General features: G+C 66.5%; 18 protein-coding genes. 6 read left to right on the top strand and 12 right to left on the bottom strand.

Features of this window, described 5'->3' with window-relative positions:
* Nucleotides 1–3 precede the first annotated feature (3 nt).
* The gene (locus SKC41_RS25725; RefSeq protein WP_330980499.1) at nt 4–432 is read left to right on the top strand and encodes an MmpS family transport accessory protein; all 429 of its coding nucleotides are present in this window, start codon (nt 4–6) and stop codon (nt 430–432) included.
* Nucleotides 429–3,305, top strand: a complete 2,877-nt coding sequence (locus SKC41_RS25720) for an MMPL/RND family transporter (RefSeq protein ID WP_330980498.1) — start codon at nt 429–431, stop codon at nt 3,303–3,305. Before SKC41_RS25725 ends, SKC41_RS25720 begins: the two co-directional genes overlap by 4 nt.
* Nucleotides 3,306–3,315: 10 nt before the next feature.
* On the opposite strand, the gene SKC41_RS25715 is transcribed toward SKC41_RS25720, so the two are convergent.
* Nucleotides 3,316–3,750: a cellulose-binding domain-containing protein gene (locus SKC41_RS25715; RefSeq protein ID WP_330980497.1), complete on the bottom strand. Its 435-nt coding sequence runs from the start codon at nt 3,748–3,750 to the stop codon at nt 3,316–3,318.
* A 159-nt stretch (nt 3,751–3,909) separates the two neighbouring features.
* Here SKC41_RS25715 and SKC41_RS25710 point away from each other — a divergent pair, with 159 nt between their 5' ends.
* The 4 genes from SKC41_RS25710 (at nt 3,910) to SKC41_RS25695 (ending at nt 7,443) form a co-directional block, all read left to right on the top strand.
* Complete coding sequence (locus SKC41_RS25710) at nt 3,910–4,701, top strand: DUF6065 family protein (protein ID WP_330980496.1); 792 nt, start codon at nt 3,910–3,912, stop codon at nt 4,699–4,701.
* Between the two features lie 140 nt (nt 4,702–4,841).
* Nucleotides 4,842–5,669 (top strand): DUF6065 family protein, encoded by an 828-nt coding sequence (locus tag SKC41_RS25705; protein WP_330980495.1) that lies wholly within the window; start codon nt 4,842–4,844, stop codon nt 5,667–5,669.
* A 24-nt stretch (nt 5,670–5,693) separates the two neighbouring features.
* A complete protein-coding gene (locus tag SKC41_RS25700; RefSeq protein WP_330980494.1) occupies nt 5,694–6,899 on the top strand; it encodes a serine hydrolase domain-containing protein in 1,206 nt (401 codons plus the stop codon).
* A gap of 4 nt (nt 6,900–6,903) precedes the next feature.
* Nucleotides 6,904–7,443, top strand: coding sequence for a GNAT family N-acetyltransferase (locus SKC41_RS25695; protein WP_330980493.1), 540 nt, complete (start codon nt 6,904–6,906; stop codon nt 7,441–7,443).
* 16 nt (nt 7,444–7,459) lie between these two features.
* Here SKC41_RS25695 and SKC41_RS25690 read toward each other — a convergent pair whose 3' ends face one another.
* From SKC41_RS25690 to SKC41_RS25640, 11 genes are all read right to left on the bottom strand, one after another.
* Nucleotides 7,460–10,156 carry a fumarate reductase/succinate dehydrogenase flavoprotein subunit gene (locus tag SKC41_RS25690; protein ID WP_442931804.1) on the bottom strand — a complete coding sequence of 899 codons (2,697 nt, stop codon included), beginning with the start codon at nt 10,154–10,156 and terminating at the stop codon, nt 7,460–7,462.
* Nucleotides 10,153–10,905 (bottom strand): ABC transporter ATP-binding protein, encoded by a 753-nt coding sequence (locus SKC41_RS25685; RefSeq protein ID WP_330980491.1) that lies wholly within the window; start codon nt 10,903–10,905, stop codon nt 10,153–10,155. Before SKC41_RS25685 ends, SKC41_RS25690 begins: the two co-directional genes overlap by 4 nt.
* Nucleotides 10,902–11,777: an ABC transporter permease gene (locus SKC41_RS25680; RefSeq protein ID WP_330980490.1), complete on the bottom strand. Its 876-nt coding sequence runs from the start codon at nt 11,775–11,777 to the stop codon at nt 10,902–10,904. The genes SKC41_RS25685 and SKC41_RS25680 overlap by 4 nt, the downstream gene beginning before the upstream one ends.
* Nucleotides 11,774–13,162 carry an ABC transporter substrate-binding protein gene (locus SKC41_RS25675; protein ID WP_330980489.1) on the bottom strand — a complete coding sequence of 463 codons (1,389 nt, stop codon included), beginning with the start codon at nt 13,160–13,162 and terminating at the stop codon, nt 11,774–11,776. The genes SKC41_RS25680 and SKC41_RS25675 overlap by 4 nt, the downstream gene beginning before the upstream one ends.
* A gap of 25 nt (nt 13,163–13,187) precedes the next feature.
* Nucleotides 13,188–13,418, bottom strand: a complete 231-nt coding sequence (locus SKC41_RS25670) for a 4Fe-4S dicluster domain-containing protein (protein WP_090601524.1) — start codon at nt 13,416–13,418, stop codon at nt 13,188–13,190.
* Nucleotides 13,415–14,164 (bottom strand): GntR family transcriptional regulator, encoded by a 750-nt coding sequence (locus tag SKC41_RS25665; protein WP_330980488.1) that lies wholly within the window; start codon nt 14,162–14,164, stop codon nt 13,415–13,417. The genes SKC41_RS25670 and SKC41_RS25665 overlap by 4 nt, the downstream gene beginning before the upstream one ends.
* 283 nt (nt 14,165–14,447) lie before the next feature.
* Nucleotides 14,448–17,294 (bottom strand): aminotransferase class I/II-fold pyridoxal phosphate-dependent enzyme, encoded by a 2,847-nt coding sequence (locus tag SKC41_RS25660; RefSeq protein ID WP_330980487.1) that lies wholly within the window; start codon nt 17,292–17,294, stop codon nt 14,448–14,450.
* A gap of 158 nt (nt 17,295–17,452) precedes the next feature.
* Nucleotides 17,453–17,809, bottom strand: coding sequence for an antitermination protein NusB (locus tag SKC41_RS25655; protein ID WP_330980486.1), 357 nt, complete (start codon nt 17,807–17,809; stop codon nt 17,453–17,455).
* Nucleotides 17,806–18,330: a transcription antitermination factor NusB gene (gene nusB, locus SKC41_RS25650; RefSeq protein ID WP_330980485.1), complete on the bottom strand. Its 525-nt coding sequence runs from the start codon at nt 18,328–18,330 to the stop codon at nt 17,806–17,808. Before nusB ends, SKC41_RS25655 begins: the two co-directional genes overlap by 4 nt.
* 2 nt (nt 18,331–18,332) lie before the next feature.
* Nucleotides 18,333–18,896 (bottom strand): elongation factor P, encoded by a 564-nt coding sequence (gene efp / locus SKC41_RS25645; RefSeq protein ID WP_085221955.1) that lies wholly within the window; start codon nt 18,894–18,896, stop codon nt 18,333–18,335.
* 139 nt (nt 18,897–19,035) lie between these two features.
* A complete protein-coding gene (locus tag SKC41_RS25640) occupies nt 19,036–19,353 on the bottom strand; it encodes a hypothetical protein (protein ID WP_330980484.1) in 318 nt (105 codons plus the stop codon).
* Between the last annotated feature and the right edge of the window lie 2 nt (nt 19,354–19,355).

Genomic DNA, 19,355 nt, shown 5'->3' with positions numbered 1-19,355 from the left:
TCTATGACCGGCATTCTCCGACGCATCTGGGTACCGATCGTCATGGTCGTCGTGGTGACGGTCGGTACCATCATCGTTTCTCGGCTGCACGGGGTTTTCGGTTCACATCAACATGATTCAGACAAGAGCAATGCCGACGCGATCGTCGCGTTCAATCCCAAGCACGTTGTCTACGAGATCTTCGGCCCGCCGGGCGCTACGGCAAGCATCCACTATCTGGATGCCGACGCGCAGCCGCGCGAGGTCGAAAACGCGACGGTGCCCTGGACGCTGCGCATCGATACCACGCTCAGTGCCGTGGTGGCCAACGTAGTGGCGCAGGGCGACAGCGCGAGCCTCGGATGCCGCATCACCGTCAATGGTGTTGTGCGCGATGAACTTAACGTCAGCTCACACGACGCCGCGACCAGCTGCCTGGTGAAGTCCGCATGAGCGACGGCGGGCGCGCGGTTGCCGCCGGCCGGACAATCCGGTGGCTGGCGCTGCCGATCATCCTGTTCTGGGTGGCACTGTGCGCCGTGCTGAACACCGCGACCCCGTTGCTGTCCGAAGTCGCCGGAACACATGCCGTCTCGTACAGCGCCCACGATGCGCCATCCCTGATCGCGATGAAGCGCATCGGCAAGAATTTTCAGCAGTTCAATTCGGACACCACTGCGATGGTGGTGCTGGAGGGCCGAGACAAGCTGGGCGACAGCGCACATCGGTTTTACGACACGCTGATCGCCAAACTCTCCGAAGACAAGGCTCACGTCGAGCATGTCGAGAACTTCTGGGGCGACAGCCTGACCGCGGCGGGATCGCAGAGCGCCGACGGTAAAGCCGCCTATGTCCAGCTGTACCTCGCCGGCGATCAAAGCAGCTCGGCAGCCAACGAATCCGTCGTCGCCGTCGAACGCATCGTGGACAGCGTGCCGCCGCCGCCCGGGATCAAGGCCTACGTGACCGGTCCGGGTCCGCTCAACGGCGATACCCATACCTATGGCGACCGCAGCCTGGAGAAGATCACCCTGATCACCGTGGTCGTGATCGCGCTGATGCTGTTCATCGCGTATCGCTCGCTGACCACCGTGCTGTTCGTGCTGCTGACGGTGGGCGTTGAGTTGCTCACCGCCGAGGGCGTCATCGCCACACTGGCCAACAACGACGTCATCGCCCTATCCACTTTCGCCGTGAATGTGCTTGTGGCACTTGCGATAGCAGCGTCAACGGACTACGTCATCTTCCTGATCGGCCGCTACCAGGAGGCCCGCGCAGCGGGCATGGACCGAGACGCCGCGTACTACAACATGTTTCACGGAACGGCCCACGTGATCCTGGCGTCCGGGCTGACCGTCGCCGGGGCGATGTATTGCCTGAGTTTCACTCGGCTTCCGGTCTTCAACACTCTCGGGTGGCCGTGTTCGATCTCCGTCCTGGTGGTGATCGTGGCCTCGCTCACGCTGGCGCCGGCCGTCATCGTCGTCGCCGGCCGACTCGGAACGTTCGATCCCAAACGTAATGTGAGCACCCGGCGTTGGCGCCGGATCGGCACCATCGTCGTCCGGTGGCCCGGCCCGGTGCTCGTCGCGTCGATCCTGGTATCGCTGATCGGTCTGATCGCCCTGCCGAGCTATCAGACGGGCTACAACGGGCGCTACTACCTGCCGGCCGATACCCCGTCGAACATCGGTTTCCAGGCGTCGGACCGGCACTTCCCGGCGGCCCGCATGGAGCCCGAGCTGTTGATGATCGAGGCCGATCACGACCTGCGCAACCCGACGGACATGCTGGTCCTGGACCGGATTGCTCGCAGCATTTTCCACACGCCCGGTATCGCGCGGGTGCAGGGCATTACCCGGCCGCTGGGCTCGCCGATCGACCATGCCTCGATCCCGTTCCAGATCAGCGCGCAAAGTGCCGTCACGATCGAGAACCTCAAGAATCTGCGGAATCGGGTGGCCGACATGTCCCGGATGACCACCGAGCTGCAGCACATGATCGATGTCTCGTTGCACATCCAGGACTTGACACGGCAGCTGGCGAACGTGACGCATGGCATGGCGGGCGATACCAGGCAGATGCGGGACACGACCGGTGAATTGCGGGATCACCTGTCCGATTTCGAAGACTTGTGGCGGCCGGTCCGAAGCTATTTCTATTGGGAGCGACACTGTTTCGACATTCCGCTGTGCTGGTCGCTGCGGTCGTTGTTCGACGGGGTCGACGGCATCGACCGGCTCAGCGAGGACGTCGGCAACCTGGCACACCACACCGATCAACTCGACGAGATCATGCCGCAGATGCTGGCGCAGATGCCTCCGCTGATCGCGGCGATGCAGACCGTCAAGGATCTCGCTCAGACGGCGACCAGCACCTTCTCCGGTTTGATCACGCAGATGGACGCGCTGACCCGCAACGCGACCGTGATGGGACAGGCCTTCGACGGCGCCAAGAATGACGACTTCTTCTACCTGCCGCCCGAAGCGTTCGAAAATCCGGACTTCAAGCGGGGACTGAGCATGTTCCTGTCCCCCGATGGCAGCTCGGCGCGGTTCTTCATCACCCACAAGGGCGATCCGGCGACGGCCGAGGGGATTTCACATATCGACGGCATCCGGCAGGCCGCGGACGAGGCCGTGAAGGGGACTCCCCTGGCGGCCGCCAACATCTATCTGACGGGCACGGCGTCCACCGACAAAGACGAGCGCGACGGGTCCATGTACGACCTGATGATCGCCGCGGTCGCGTCACTCTGCCTGATCTTCATGATCATGCTGGCGATCACCGGAAGTGTGGTCGCCTCCGCGGTGATCGTGGGAACGGTCACGATCTCGCTGGGCTCGTCGTTCGGGCTGTCGGTGCTGATCTGGCAGCACATGCTGCACATGCCGCTGCATTGGCTGGTGCTCGCGATGGCCATCATCGTGATGCTGGCCGTCGGATCGGACTACAACCTGCTGCTGGCCGCGCGGTTCCGGGAAGAAATCGACGCGGGACTCAAGACGGGAATGATCCGGGCGATGGGGAGCACCGGCGGCGTCGTCACCACCGCCGGCCTCGTGTTCGCGTTCACGATGGGTGCGATGGGGACCAGCGATCTGCGCGTCGTCGGCCAAATCGGCACCACGATCATGATCGGTTTGTTGTTCGACACCCTGATCGTGCGCTCATTCATGATGCCGGCCGCCGCGACACTGCTGGGCCGCTGGTTCTGGTGGCCCCGCCAGGTCCGCACCCACGCCGCGCCGCGGCCCGCTGGCCCATCCGCGGCGCCCCAGCGTCCGGCCTCCGAGTACGCGGCGAGTGCACCCACCGCCGAATGACGCTCGACGGCTACCCCACGGTGCAGGGATATTGCTCGTTGACCACACAATTCGACGGCGGGGTGTAGGTACCGCTCAACACGCCCCGGAAGCCACCCGTGGCCGTACCGCCCGGCGCGATCTCGCGATCCCAGTTCGCTGGGGTGACCACATAGTGCGTGCCGGATTGGGTAACGGTGCTATTCCACGCGTGCAGGACGGATTGTCCCGCCGGCATGTCGAAGTCAAGCCTCCAGTCGGCCATCGGCGACATGTTCGGATTGGTGACGCTGAAGTTGGCGATGAAACCGGTCTGCCACGTATGTTCCACCTGCAACGTCGCCATGGCCGCAGCCGCCCGGGCCTCGGGGGCGATGGCGAGTCCGAGGACGGCAACCAGCACTGCCGACACGGTTACGTGAAGCGCTGTGCGACAGCGCTTCACATCTCTGACAAGTTCGGCCATACGACCAACGCTATAGCCGGACCGGAGATAGTGGTCCGCGCATCGCGGGTAAGCTGCAGCAACTTTGCTCAACCGAAACCGTTATGAAATCTCAGGCCTGCAGCGCGGCGGCGCCATGCGCCGTGGGCATGGCGATGGGTCGCAGCTAATCTGACTCGCGTGAGTGACAACGCCGACGAGCCGGTCCGACCGCTGATCGGGTTCATCACCGGCGACAACGCGCCGCCGATTACCCCGGCACCGGCGAGCCGGGCGTGGATGACGGCGCAGTCAGAGGCGGACAAGGGTTGGCCCAGTCGGTGTTTGCCGATGCTCATCGCCAACCAAAGCGGCTGGGAGCTGCGCAATCCATGCGCGTTCACCGCCACCTGGATCGCCCAAGAGGGCATGGACGTCATGATCGAACCCGATCGTTACATCGCCGATCAGTTCCTGCCCGCCAGCCATTTCGGCAACGGCATCTTCACCTGGCGCCTGCCGATGCTGTTTCGCACTCCCCCGGGCTACAACCTGTTGGTCCGCGGACCGGCAAACTATCCCAAAGACGGCGTGTGCGCGCTGGAGGGCGTCGTCGAAACCGACTGGGCAAGCGCCAGTTTCAGTATCAACTGGAAAATCACCCGCAAATCCATGCCGGTGCGATTCGAGGTCGACGAGCCGATCTGCATGATCGTCCCGCAGCGCCGCGGCGAGCTCGAAGAGTTCGCGCCCGAAATCAGGCCCATCGCGGCCGACGAAGAGTTACAGCGCAAACACGAGTTGTTCCTTCGCGAACGTGACGCGACAAAGCACGCCGAGCAACTGGCGCGGGTCGCCGCCGGTGAACGAGTGGACTGGCAGGGCGACTACACCCGAGGCAAACACCGAGACGGAGAGGACGGGGCGCCGGATCACCAGACTCGTCGCCGCCTTCGTCCATTTGCTCAGCCACCCGACGAGAAGCAGCGGTAGCCCGCTGACAGCCAAGGCGCACAGCGCTTTTGGGTCGGATCGCACTGGCGAAATGAGCTGGCAACGGGTGTTGTCCCGCGCTGACCGGGCGTAACGCGGGTTTTGGGGAATTCCCAGGTTGCCCTTTTACTCTGGCGGAAGTGAGTGACACGCCCAACGGCACGCCACGTCCGTTGATCGGGTTCACTACCCGTGACAACGCGCCCCCGATTGTTCCGGCGCCGATCAGCCGGACGTGGATGCCGGAGATGTCGAAGACCCGTACCGGTTGGCCGAATCGGTGTCTGCCGATGCTGATCGCGAACCAAAGTGGCTGGGAGCTGCGCAATCCGTGCGCGTTCACCGCGACGTGGATGGGTCAGGAAGACGGCGCGGACGTGATCATCACACCCCATCAGCGCCACAGCGGCCAGCTGCTGCCCACCAGCCACTTCGGCAACGGCATCATGACCTGGCATCTGCCGATGCTGTTTCGCACTCCCCCGGGGTACAACCTGTTGGTCCGCGGTCCGGCAAACTATCCGAAGGACGCCGTCTGCGCGCTGGAGGGCATCGTCGAAACCGACTGGGCAAGCGCCAGTTTCAGCATGAGCTGGAAATTCACCCGCAAACTGATGCCGGTGCGTTTCGAGGCCGACGAGCCGATCTGCATGATCGTCCCGCAACGCCGCGGCGAGCTCGAAGAGTTCGCGCCCGAACTCAAGAACATCGAGTCCGATGCCGAACTACACCGCAAGTATCAGGTCTTTCTCGGCTCCCGCAGCAAGGCAAGGCAAATCGAGCAGCTGGCGCGGCTCGCCGCCGGCGAGCAAGTCCAGTGGCAGGGCGATTACACGCGGGGCAAACATACCGACGGCGACGCCGGGCCACCGGATCACCAGACGCGCCGTCACCTCCGTTCCTTTGTTCAGCCGCAACATCCGGTGCGCCAACAGGGGTCCTGGGACCTACGCGCGCACAACGGCTAACTCGGCGCGGGCTACCCTGACCGGGTGAATCTCGATGTCAATCAGACCTCCATCCGCGAGGCGTGCGACGCCGGACTGCTCGCCGGTGCGGTCACGGTGGTATGGCAGCACGGAGAAGTCCTGCAGGTCAACGAGATCGGTCACCGGGACGTCGGCGCCGGCTTGCCGATGCAGCGGGACACGCTATTTCGCATCGCATCGATGACCAAACCGGTCGCGGTGGCCGCGATCATGAGCATGGTCGACGAGGGCAAGCTGACGCTCAAAGACCCGGTCGCGCACTGGGTACCGGAGCTGGCCGACCTGCGGGTGCTCGACGACCGGCACGGTCCGCTGGACCGCACCCACCCCGTCAACCGAGCGATCCTGATCGAGGATCTGCTGACCCATACCAGCGGCCTGGCCTACGGATTCTCGGTATCCGGGCCGATCTCGCGGGCCTACCTGCGGCTGCCGTTCAACCAGGGCCCGGACGTGTGGGTCAGCGAGCTGGCCAAGCTCCCGCTGGTGCATCAACCCGGCGAACGGATGACCTACAGCCATTCCATCGACTTGCTGGGCCTCATCGCGGCGCGCATCGACGGCAAGCCGTTCGACCAGGTCCTCGACGAACGGGTGCTGGGCCCGGTCGGCATGCCCGACACGGGATTCTCCGTATCCCCGGAAGGCCGCCGCCGCGCGGCGACCATGTACCGGCTCGACGGACAGAGCCGGCTGCACCATGACGTGATGGGGCCGCCGCACATCACGCCGCCCAGCTTCCCCAACGCCGGCGGCGGATTGTTGTCGACGGCCGACGACTACCTCCGGTTCGTGCGGATGCTGCTCGGCGACGGGACGGTCGACGGCGTGCGGGTCCTGTCCCCCGAATCGGTGCGCCTGATGCGGACCGACCGGCTCACCGACGAGCACAAGCGGCACGACTTCCTGGGCGCGCCGTACTGGGTCGGCCGCGGGTTCGGGCTCAACCTGTCGGTGGTGACCGATCCGGCCAAGAGCGCCCCGCTGTTCGGGCCGGGCGGGCTCGGGACGTTCAGCTGGCCCGGCGCGTACGGGACGTGGTGGCAGGCCGACCCGGCCGCCGACCTGGTTCTGCTGTATCTGGTCCAGAACATGCCGGACATGTCCGCGGACGTTGCGGCGGCCGTGGCCGGCAACACCACGCTCGCGAAACTGCAAGCGGTACAACCGAAATTCGTCCGCCGCACGTATCAAGCACTCGACCTTTAGCACCGTGGCCGACCACCCACCCGATCGCATCGTCGGCCCGCGGCTCGTCCTGCGGCTGCCCACGCTCGCGGATGCCGGCACGCTGTACCAACGGGTCGCCCGCGATCGTGCGGTCACCAAGTATCTGCTGTGGTCCCCCCATCCCGACGTGGCGACCACGCGGCGGGTGATCGCCGAGAAACTCAACGCCAGTGACGAAGAGCGAACCTGGGCCCTCGAGCTGCGGCACAGCGGTGACGTCATCGGACTGACCAGCTGCCGGCGTTCGGCGCCCGACTCGGTCGAGATCGGCTACTGCATCGGCCGCAAGTGGTGGGGCAAGGGTCTGATGTCCGAGGCGCTGGACATGCTGCTGAGCGCGCTGCGTGCCGACCCCGCGCTGCTGCGTGTCTGGGCGACCTGCGCGGTCGACAACGTGCGGTCGGCGCACTTGCTGGAGCGGGCCGGATTTGTGCAGGAGGCCCGGCTGGATCGCCACGCCGTCTACCCCACGATCGGACCCGAGCCGCGGGACGCCCTGCTCTACGGCATGGCCCTGCGCTGAGCGTGCGCGTCGCCGACTACGCGTTCTGGACGTCCAACGCCCGGCGCGCATAGGCTCGCACGTCGGCGTCGCTGTCCTTGAGCGCGATGCCCAGCGCGTCACGGGCCGCGTCCTGGTCGGCCCAGCGGGTCAGGCTGAGCACGGCCGCCTTGCGCACGTCGAGGTGTGCATCGGAGAGCGCATCGGCCAGTCGCGGTACCGCCAGTACAGGCGCGGCGCCCTTGAGCGCCCGAGCCGCACCCTCGCGGATCTGCCACGCCGGCGCCTGCAACGCACGCTCGACGGCAGCGAAATCCTCTTGACTGCAGCCTAATTCGCCGAGGGCCGCGAGTGCGGCCGCGCGCACCAACGGATCGGCATCGGCGATCAACGCGCTGACGGCCGCGACGCCGGAACGTAGCGTGGCCAGGCCGGCGGCCGCGGCGATACGGACCTCCCGGCTCTCGTCGCGGGTGGCCGCCTGGACCCCGTCGACGTCGTCGACCGAAACCAGCGCGCGCACCGCCTCGATCCGCACCCGATGGTCGGGATCGTCGAGCGCGCGGCGGTATTGGCCGGCCGCGCCGGCCCGGCGGGCGGACAGCAGGTAGACGGTGGCGGCCCGCACCACCGTGTCGTGGGATTGCAGATAGGGCTCGGCACCGGCCGGGTCCGGCAGCACCTCGACCAGTTCGCGGATCCCCTCGGCGCTGGTGCGGCGCACCCCGGGATCGGCATCGTCGAGCGCGGCGAACAGCGCGGGGGCATAGCCGTCGGGAATGTACTCGGTGAGCGTCGCCACGGCGGTGCGGCGCACCCCGGGGTCGGCGTCGGCCAGATACGGCTGCAGGTCTGCGATCGTCGGCTCCTCGAGGGCGAGCACCTCGGCGATTCGCGGTGACGGCGGCTCGAATGTGGTTGCCGGCGTGGCGATTCGCGAGCCTACGGTGGCCGGGGCCTTGCCGCCGACCAGCGGTGGCTGCTGCACCTCGTGCACCGTCTGGTCCACCGGCGGCAGAGCGTCCAGCTCAGGAACCGAAACCAGGTAGGGGGCCACGGGACGCTTGAGGAAGAGCATCTCGCCTCCCGCCCCCTTGCGCAGGTTCAGGTGATAACCCCACTCGCTGTCGTCGCGGACCGGCATGTCGGCGCGTTCGTGGTAGAGGCCCCAACGGGATTCGGTCCGGGTCAGCGAGGATCGCGCGGCCATCTCGGCGCAGTCCCGGATGAACGACACCTCGACGGCGCGCATCAGCTCGTGCGGATTACGGGCCCCCATCCCGGCGATCTCGTCTCGCATCCGGTCGAAGGTGCGCACCGCGATCGACAGCTTGGCCGCCGTCTTCGGCGGGGCCACATAGTCGTTGACGAACCGTCGCAGCTTGTACTCGACCTGCGGCTGCGGCGGCCCGTCCGGGTGTCGCAGCGGCCGGTAGATCAACTCGTGCGCTTCGATGAGTTGATCCTCCGGGAGTTGCTGTGGCGCAGCCACTTCCGAGCGTGTCGAGGCGGCGTGCGTGCCGGCGAGGTCGCCGAACACGAAGGCCCCGATCATGTAGTTGTGCGGGACACACGCCAGGTCGCCTGCGGCGTACAGCCCCGGCACCGTGGTTCGGGCATGCTCGTCGACCCAGACTCCGGACGCGGAATGTCCACTGCACAACCCGATTTCGGAGATATGCATCTCGATGTCGTGAGTGCGATAGTCGTGGCCGCGATTGGCGTGGAACGTGCCCCGGGTGGGCCGCTCGGTGGTGTGCAGGATGTTTTCCAGCGCGGTGAGCGTCTCATCCGGCAGGTGCGACACCTTGAGATAGATCGGTCCGCGTGCGGAGTCGATTTCGCTCTTGACCTCCGACATCATCTGCCCCGACCAGTAATCGGAGTCGACGAACCGCTCGCCGTCGGCATTGACCTGGTAGCCGCCGAACGGATTCGCCACATACGCACAGGCCGGGCCGTTGTAGTCCTTGATCAGCGGGTTGACCTGAAAACACTCGATGCCGGACAGCTCGGCGCCCGCGTGGTAGGCCATGGCGTACCCGTCGCCGGCGTTGGTCGGGTTCTCGTAGGTGCCGTACAGGTAGCCGGAGGCGGGCAGCCCGAGCCGGCCGCACGCCCCGGTCGACAGGATCACCGCCTTGGCGCCGATCGCGACGAATTCGCCGGTGCGCGTGTTCAATGCCGCGGCCCCGACGGCACGGCCGCCGTCCTCGGGGTCGACCAGCACCCGCACCGGCATCAGCCGGTTCTCGATCTGGATCTTCTCGCGCATCGACCGTTGCCGCAGCACCCGGTACAGCGCCTTCTTGACGTCCTTGCCCTCGGGCATCGGCAACACGTAGGAACCCGAACGGTGCACTCGGCGCACCGCGTACTCGCCGTGCTCGTCCTTCTCGAACTTCACCCCGTAACGCTCGAGTCGCTGCACCATCGCGAATCCGCGGCTGGCCGTCTGATAGACGGTGCGCTGGTTGACGATTCCGTCGTTGGCGCGGGTGATCTCCGCGACGTAGTCCTCCGGTTCGGCCTTGCCCGGGATGACGGCGTTGTTGACCCCGTCCATGCCCATCGCCAGCGCACCGGAATGCCGCACGTGAGCTTTCTCCAGCAGCAGGACCTGCGCGCCGTTCTCGGCGGCCGACAGTGCGGCCATCGTTCCGGCGGTCCCACCGCCGATGACCAGCACGTCACAGTCCAGGCGCACCGGCGTCACATCGGGAATCTCCATCAGGCCGCCACCCCCGAATGGTCCAGGGCGGCAATGACTTCGGAGCGCAGTGCGCTGCGCTGCCGGTCGACTCGCGGCTCCGGCACGTCGATCAGGGCGCGCGGCGGCCGGCCGGCCTTGCCCAGCACGGCGATGCGGTCACCCAGCAGCAGCGCCTCGTCGACGTCGTGCGTGACGAAGACAATCGTGGTCGGATGAGCGCTCCAGGTGTCGATCAGCAACCGCTGCATGGCGCTACGGGTTTGGGTGTCCAGCGCGCCGAACGGCTCGTCCATCATCACCGCGCGCGGCGTCCCCGCCAGGCCGCGGGCGAGCTGCACCCGCTGGCGCATGCCGCCGGACAGGCTCTTGGGCAGGTAGTCGCCGAAGCCGGTGAGGCCGAGTTCGGCGATCCAGCGGTCGGCCTCCGCGCGGCGCCCGGATCGCGGCACGCCTCGAAGCCGCAGGGCCAACTCGATGTTGGACCGCACGGTGCGCCACGGCAGCAAGGCGTTGTCCTGGAACACCATGCCCCGGTCGCCCGACGTGGTGGTCACGTCGGCGCCGTCGGCCAGCACGCGGCCGGCATCGGGGCGTAGCAGGCCGGCAAGGGCGCGCAGCACCGTCGACTTGCCGCATCCCGAGGGACCGGTCAGCACCAGGATCTCGCCGGGGCGCACGGACAGGCTCAGCCCGTCGATCACCGGATCTCCGTTGTAGGACAGGCGGACTCGATCCAGTTCGAGACTCATACCGACATTTTCTAGGGTCATCGCCTGCTCTCCTCCTGTGCGCGCGGCAGCCAGCTAGTGACCCGGCGGCCGACGACTTCGACGGCCGCCGCTGTCGCGAATCCGAGCACGCCGATCGTGATGATCCCGACGAAGACCTGCGGGTAGGCCAGCACGGTGTAGTCCTGCCAGGTGCGATAGCCGATGCCGAGGCGACCCGAGATCATCTCGGCGGAGATCACGCAGATCCACGCCACCCCCATGCCGACCGACAAGCCACCGAACACACCCGGCAGGATGCCCGGCAACACTACCTGTTTCAGCACGTCCCACCGGTTGCCACCGAGGGTGCGCACCGAGTCTTCCCACAGCGTGGGCAGCGCCCGGACCGCGTGCCGGGTGCTGACCATGATCGGGAAGTAGGCCGCCAGGAAGGTGATGAACACGATGCCCGCCTCGTCGGTCGGGAAGAGCAGGATCGCGACCGGAACCATCGCGATCGCCGGGATGGGCCTGGCCAACTCGGCGAGTGGACCAAAGGTGTTGGCGAACAACCGGGAACGGCCCAGCAGCACGCCCGTCGCGACCCCAATCACCGCGGCCAGCCCGAAGCCGGTGAGAATGCGAATCAACGACTGCGCCAGGTCAAGCCAATACTCGTAGGTTCCGAGCCGGCGCTCCAGCGCGTGAACGATTTCGGTGACGGTGGGCAGCGTGTCGAATCGCAGCAGCAGCCGCACCTTGTCGGCGGTGAGCACCTGCCACAGGCCGATCGCGGCGGCGACCGAGGCGAGCCGCAGCAGCCGCCACTGCCAAGGCGAGGGGACTCGCCGCGGTGTGCCGGGCGCCGGGACCGCGTCGACGAGGTGGCCGGTGACCGGGGCTGCCGGATCGCCGGTCAGGAAAGCAGTCATACCGAACCTCCAAGGGCCTGTTGGTAGTTCACGATGGCGCCGCCGGGATGGGCGGCGAGATAGCGATGCGCACCGGCCGGGGTTCCAAACGGCAGGTAGTTCTGGCCGTCTTGCACCCAGACCGCCATGTCGGCGAACCATCGGGTGCCCAGCTCGGCGTCGGGGACATAGGCGGCACGGACCGTGACCCCGTGGGCGGTCGCGTCCCGCACCGCCCGCAGCAGGCTGGTCGGATTGGCCAGCGTCTGCGTGGAATCCGTTCCGTCCAGCCAGAGTTCGCTGGCCTGCGCGGGGTCTCCACTGAGCAGCGACGGGTTGGCGGTCGCGGCCTGGGCGCCGTCGTAGTTGCGGCCGCGGGCGCCGAACACGGCGCGCAGCGGCGCGTCCTGGACGAAGCCCGCCACGTCGAGTTCGGCGAAGTCGCCGATCGACTTCAGGTACGGCACATCGTTTTTCAGCGCTTCGACCAGCGAAGGTTTCAGCGTGGCATCGAATGACGTGCCGCCGGGGCCGTTGTAGAGGTACACCACTTCCTGCGGCAGCCCGCTGGCCTGGGCGACGATGCGGGCCGCCTCCAGCGGCTTCTGGTTGAGGAAGTCGGTGGCGTCCAGTTGCGCTTGCAGGAACGCGCCCAGCACCTCCGGATGCGACGCCGCATACGCGCGGCGGACCACCACGCCGTGCAGGGTGGGCAGGTTCAGCTCGGCGCCGTCGTACAGCAGTTTGGCCTTGCCTTGGAACACCAACAGCCCTGGCCAGGCAACGAACTGCGAAAGTCCCTGTACCTGACCCGATTCCAGTGCAGAGGCGCCGATCTGCGGCTGCTGGTTGAGCACCTCGACGCCCTTGATGCCGCCTCTGTCCAGGGCCCGCATCAGCGTGCCGTGCCCGGCCGATCCGACGCTGGCCGAGACCTTCGAGCCGGCCAGGTCGTTCAACGTGGCGGCCGACGAACCGGGCGCCACCACCACCATGTTCAGCGCGCCCTTGGGGTTATAGCCGGTGATCGAGACGATTTCGGTCTTCGCCAGCGGATTGGACTGCGTCTTGGATCCGTTGATCAGCATGGGGTAATCCCCCATCGAGCCGATGTCGATCTTCTCGGCCAGCATCTGCGCGGTGATCGGGGCACCGGTGTCGTAATCCTGCCACCGGACCGCGTATTTGGTGCCGGTGCGGGTGGTGATGTCGGCGAGCCGGCGTTCCAGGTAGCCCTGGGCGCGCAGCAGCGTCCCCGCGGTCACGGTGTTGATGGTCTTGGACTGGTAGCCGATGACGACGTTGACCACACCGGAGGACGCCGAGAGTGATTCCAGCGAGCAGCCGGACACGACCGCGATGATCACGGCCGCGACCGACAACAGCGCAGTGGCGCGTCGTTTCATGAAAGATCCTGGGCTGTAGGTTATTTCAGCGAAGTAGATACGGCATATTGACCGTGACGGCACCGGTCGGACAGCGGGCGGCGCACGGGCCGCAGTACCAGCATTCGTCGACGTGCATGTACGCCTTGCCGGTGTCGGGGTTGATGGCCAGCGCGTCGAGCGGACAGACGTCGACGCACAGCGTACAGCCGTCGATACACAGCGACTCGTCGATCGTGACCGGCACGTCGACTCGGTTGTTGTTGACCAACGTCATGGCTTACTCCTAATTAGGTGGCCGCGCATCGTGATTCGATCGCCGCGCATCCGGATGTACTCGAGGTCGACGGGCCTGCCGTCGGCCAGGCTGGTGAGACGCTCGAGCATCAACAGCGCCGAGCCGTCGGGCACCTGCAGGGTGGCCGCCGAATGGGCATCGGCCGGGATCGCCTCCAGGGCCAGCGATGCCGAGCCCAGCCGGCCCCCGCTCACCTGCTCGATCAGCGCGAAGACGTCTTGTTTTTCGAGGGGGTATTCCACAGGGTGATCCAGGATCTGCGTTCCGATATCCGGGGTCAGATAGGTCAGGTCGAGGCTCAGCGGCAGGTCGCCGAGGTAGCGCAGCCGCTCGATGAACACCGCCTGCTGGCCGGGCTCGAGTTGTAGCCGGCTGGCCACCGCCGGCGGAGCCACCACCAGCATGGCGGCACGCACTTCGTTGCGGACTTCGCCGATGTGCTTGAAGGTTTCCTTCAGCCCGAGCAGTGCGTCGATCCGGTGGTCGTACTTGCGTTGGGCGACGTAGGTGCCGACCTTGGGTCCGCGGTCGATCAGGCCCTCGTGCTTGAGGATGCCCAGCGCCTCGCGGATAGTGTTGCGGGACACGGTGAATTCGGCTGCCAGTTCGCTTTCGGCGGGCAGACCGTCCGGGTAGGCCGCGGCGTGAATCTGCTGGCGCAGCACGTCTGCGACCCGGCGAGCACGGTCGGCCCGGGGTCCGCGAATGGGTATCGCCTCGGCCACGCCGCCACGCTAATGCGGCTCAAGGGCATTTCCGGGGGTGCCGATCCGGGCCTGACGGGCGGCCGCGAGTATTGCGCCGGTTCGCATTCGGCTACGACCAGCTAAAACCCGTGGCCCGTCGACCATTGCGCCACCCAAGGAAACGCGGTGCCTTTGCGATCCCGATGAGCAGAACTTTTACGCCCCGCGCCCGGTCGCTTCGAGTGTGCGCTCAGGGCGCAATGTGGGCGATTTCGGCGCCCTGGCCGCACACTCAACGCCCTGGACGCACACTCGACGCCGGTCAGACGTCTTCGGTGAGGGCCCGCTGGACGCGGTCGCCGTTGCGCCCCCCGTTCAGGACGGACGCATCCGGGGGCAGTTCGAACGACGGGTACGCGGTGCCGACCGCGGCGGTCGCCGCGCTGCGCTGGGCCTCCAGGCGGTCCAGTGCCTCCGCGGTGAACACCGACAACCCGAGATCCGGGTTGTAGCCGTGGATCTCCTTCACGTCGAGCTGCGCCAGGAAATACAGGATCTCCTTCGAGACGACCTGCCCCGGGACCAGCACGGGAAAACCGGGCGGGTAGGGCACCACGAACGTGGTGGACACCAACTTGCGGCCCTCGGCGATCCGCCGACCGGCGCTGCCGATCTGCACGTACTCGCGGTCGGACTCCTCGTAGCCGGCGTAGAACGCCGCGCGCATGTCACCGAACGCACAGGCGTCCACCGGGCGGAACGCGATATCGAATTCGCTGAAGTCGGGCAGGTGCGGCAGATCCTCGGTGATCTCCTCGACGCGGCGCTTGTGCAGCGTCCAGTCGGCCACACTGGCCAATTCCCGCTCCCGATCGAGGTCGGTGGCGACCCGGCGCAGCACGTCGAGCAGGTGATGCACGCTCGACCAGGTGACACCGATCGTGAAGATCAGCAGCACGCTGTTGATCGACGTCTTGTTGATCTGGATCCCGAACCGGTCCATCAGGATCTTCTCGCGGAAGTCGTACCCGTTCATCCCGGTGTTGCCGAGGAACAGGGTGACGCGCGTCGGGTCCAGCACGAACTGATCCGACCGCCAGGCTTCGTTCCACTCGGCCAGCGCGCCCTGCCGGACTTCGCGATACGAACTGACCGCCGACGCCCGGAACTCCTCGGGCACCAGGTCGGCTTCGTCGAGGATGCGGAACCACTTGCTGATCAACCGGTCCTTACGGACGCGGTGCCGGAACACCAGTGCCATGTCGTAGGTCTGCCGGACCAACTGGAATCCCTCGATGTCGACCTGCCGGCGCGCCAGGTCCAGCGAGGCCAGCAGTTGCTGGTTCGGCGACGTCGAGGTGTGCGTCAAGAACGCCTCACCGAACGAGTCGCGGGCGCGCGAATTGAAGTCGCGGTCGCGCACGTGGATCATCGACGCCTGCCGGAACGCGGACAGCGACTTGTGGGTGGAGTGCGTCGCGTACACCCGCACCCGCGCCTTGCCGGGGTCGGGCAGCAGTCGGTGGTTGACCCACTCCGACCGGGGGATCCCCTCCATCGAAGCGGCCCAATTACGGTATTCCGCCGCGTATTCCGGTGAATCCAGCATCTGCTCCAGCCGCTCCGCCGACACCATCGCGGTGCGTTGCCGGGCCCACGGAACGGCGGTGGCGAAGGCGTACCACGCCTCGTCCCACAGGAAGCAGATGTCCGGCTTGATCGCCAGCACTTCTTCCATCACCCGCAGCGGGTTGTAGACGACGCCGTCGAAGATGCAGTTGGTCACCAACAGCATCCGCACCTTGTCGAGCTGACCCGCCGCCTCCAGGTCCAGCAGTGCCTTCTTGATGGTCTGCAGCGAGACCGCCCCGTAGATTGCGAACTGCGGCAACGGATACGCGTCCAGGTACAGCGGGTAGGCGCCGGCCAGCACCAGACCGTAGTGGTGCGACTTGTGGCAGTTGCGGTCGATCAGCACGATGTCGCCCGGCCGGGTCAGCGATTGCACGACGATCTTGTTCGCCGTCGACGTGCCGTTGGTGACGAAGTACGTCTGATTGGAATGCCACGTCTTGGCGGCCTTGTCCATCGCCTTCTTGATGTTGCCGTGCGGGTCCAGCAGCGAGTCCAGGCCGCCCGACGTGGTCGAGGTCTCGGCCATGAAGATGTTGCGGCCGTAGAACTCCCCCATGTCCTGCAGGGACCGGGAGTTGAAGATGCTGGCGCCCCTCGCGATGGGCAGCGCGTGGAACTGTCCGACCGGCGAATCCGCGTACGCCCGCAGCGCATCGAAAAACGGTGTGGCGAAACGATTTCGGAGACCGGCCAGCACCGTGCTGTACAGATCGGTGACGTCGTTGAGCCGGTAGAACGTGCGGTCGTAGACGTCGTGTTCCTGGTCGTTGCCGGCCGCGATCGACTCGTCGGTGAGCAGATAAAGGTCGATGTGCGGCCGCAATTCACGGATCCAGTCGCCGCATTCGATGCAGTCGCTGCCGCTGTCGCGTCCGACCGCATCGTCGGCGACGCCCAGCAGGGTGTTCATCAACGGCACCCGGTCACGCGAACGCAATGCCACGTCGTGACGGATGATCGCGGCCTGAATCTCGCCGTTCAACGCGACGGCGGTGATGGCGTCCTCGACGCTGGGCACCACCAGCAGTTCGAACTGCACGTCATCGGACGGGCAGCGCAGCGCCCGCAAGGCCTCGGCCAGGCAGTCGGGTCCGGTATTCGGCGAGTCGTCGGCGAGCAATACGGTGTAGAACTGCTGCTGCTTGGCCTGGGCCACCAACTCCTGGTCGGCCAGCGGGGCGGAAGTGTCGAAAAGCGCTGTGCGGTCGCCGTATTCGCTGAGCAGACGTACCGCCAGCGACACCTCCTCGGCCAGCCGCACCGTGGACAGGCCGTCGAGGTGAGCGCGGTAAGTCGCCAGGTTGTCGGCCCCGGGAAACAGCCAGTACCGCTCGTAGGCGCCGAGCCGGTCCATCAGCCGCCTGACCTTCGCCACTTCGTGCGTCTTGTCCAGCCCGGCCAGGTCGACCTCGGCGAGGTGACGGCATGCGTCGTCGAGCAGGTTCCAGGTGTCGATGCGGGTATACGACGGATTGGCCACTGCCGCCAGCGCGGAGACCCGCAGCCGTCGCGTGTAGGCACCGTAGGGATTCATGTCGTCACCTGTTCTGTGATGGTGTCCGATACTCGGCTACCGCAGTGAATATTTCCCGACACCGACCTAAACGACTCGTACGAATCAGCGCTCGTCCTCATTGTTATCCGGTCTCGCCTGCGTGCGCGATCTTTTCGCTCAGGATCGCCTGTGTTCGGTCAGCGGTCGGTTTCTTCGCTGTCGACGACTCGCCGCCGAGGCAACTCCCACCGTCGCGCCGGCAGATCGCCGACGTCGCTGAGCGAGCGCACCACCGCCTGAGTGAGCCCCATGATCGCGGCCATCACCGGCAATAGCGGCTGCAGCGGCTTGGCCGCCGACCGCACCGTGCTGATGCGGCGGGCGACGATCAGACGCTCGATCGAGTGATACAGCCAGGCCCCCACGCCCAGCGCGTAGATCGCGAGCACCGAGGCAACGATGGTCCACCCATACGCCGCACAGATCACCGCACCCAGCACCACGGTCGCAGCCAGAAAGGAGGCGACGAAGACGCGGAGTTCCAGGCGGGTCATGACGGCGGTTCGGGGGTCTCCGGTGTGGTGGCCGCAGCCGCTGCGGCGGCTCCTCGCACAGCCTCGGCGGCGGCCCGGATCTGCGGCGTCACCAGCATGACCTGGCCCAGGACGCCGTTGACGAAGCCCGGTGAGTCGTCGGTGGACAGTTCCTTGGCCAGCTGCACGGCCTCGTCGACCGCGACGGGCTCCGGCACGTCATCGGCATAAAGCAGTTCCCACACCGCAACTCGCAGGATCGCGCGGTCGACCGCGGGCAGCCGGTCCAGCGTCCAGCCCTGCAGGTGGGTGCTGATCAGGTCGTCGATGTGGGCGAACTGGTCGCGGACGCCGTGCGCCACCGCGACGGTATACGGGTGCAGTGCCTTGACGTCGGGGTTGGTTTCCGCCAGCGCGATCCGCACGTCGGCCACCTCGACCGGGCTCAGGCCGCGAGCCTCGGCTTCGAACAGCAGGTCCACCGCGCGCTTACGCGCATGGTGGCGTCCTTTGCTGGGCCTCGCCGATTTCGCGTCCGGCATGGTCAGGCGTTGACCCGACCCAGGTAGCTACCGTCGCGCGAATCCACCTTGAGCTTGTCGCCGGTGTTGATGAACAGCGGCACCTGGAGTTCCGCACCGGTCTCCACGGTCGCGGGCTTGGTACCGGCGCTGGACCGGTCGCCCTGCAGGCCCGGCTCGGTGTGGGTGACCACGAGTTCGACCGACACCGGCAGCTCCAGGTACAGCGGTGCGCCGTTGTGGAAGGCCACCTGCACCGGCAGGCCCTCCAGCAGGAACCGGGCGGCGTCGCCGACCAGCGATTCCGGCAGCGGGTGCTGTTCGTAGTCCTGGCTGTCCATGAACACGAAGTCCGAGCCGTCGCGGTACAGGTAGGTGGCGTCGCGGCGGTCGACGGTGGCGGTGTCCACCTTCACGCCGGCGTTGTAGGTCTTGTCAACGACCTTGCCCGAGAGCACATTCTTCAGCTTGGTGCGTACGAAGGCCGGGCCTTTGCCCGGCTTGACGTGCTGAAACTCGGTGATCTGCCACAGCTGGCCGTCGATCACCAGCACCAGTCCGTTCTTGAAGTCGGCAGTCGATGCCACGGTCGCTCTATCTGCTACAGGATGGCCAACGTTCGGGGGCCGGGCAGGTGCCCGGCAGCGGGGTTCCGCCGCAAACGGTGCGAGCAGAACAGCACCGGATGCAGCTTACCCGCGCTGCGGTGCGTCACTAACCGCGCGGCTAACCCAGCTGCCCGGCACCGCACAGGCCGAAAAGGCCGTCGTTGAGGTCGCACAGGTCCAACGGGTGGGCCGGCGCGACCATGTCGGAGGCCGGCGCGGGAGGCAGATGGTTCGAGGCAAGGTTGCCCAGCAAACCCAGCGCAACACCGCCCGCGATCAGAATCGGGCCTCGCCCCGCCACCTTGCGCACGGCCGTCATGACGACCCCGGTTGCGTCGTAGTCATGGCCGACGAACAACACGGCGGTGAGCCAGAATCCGGCCAGAGCGGTGATTGCGGCGACTACGTAGACGGCGATGAGGGCTAGGTAGGCCATTT

It is taken from the genome of Mycobacterium sp. 050128, from assembly GCF_036409155.1.
In the GTDB taxonomy this organism is placed as follows: Bacteria; Actinomycetota; Actinomycetes; order Mycobacteriales; family Mycobacteriaceae; genus Mycobacterium.
Note: the sequence above shows the minus strand (reverse complement) of the source record. Positions and strands in the feature narration are given on the sequence as shown.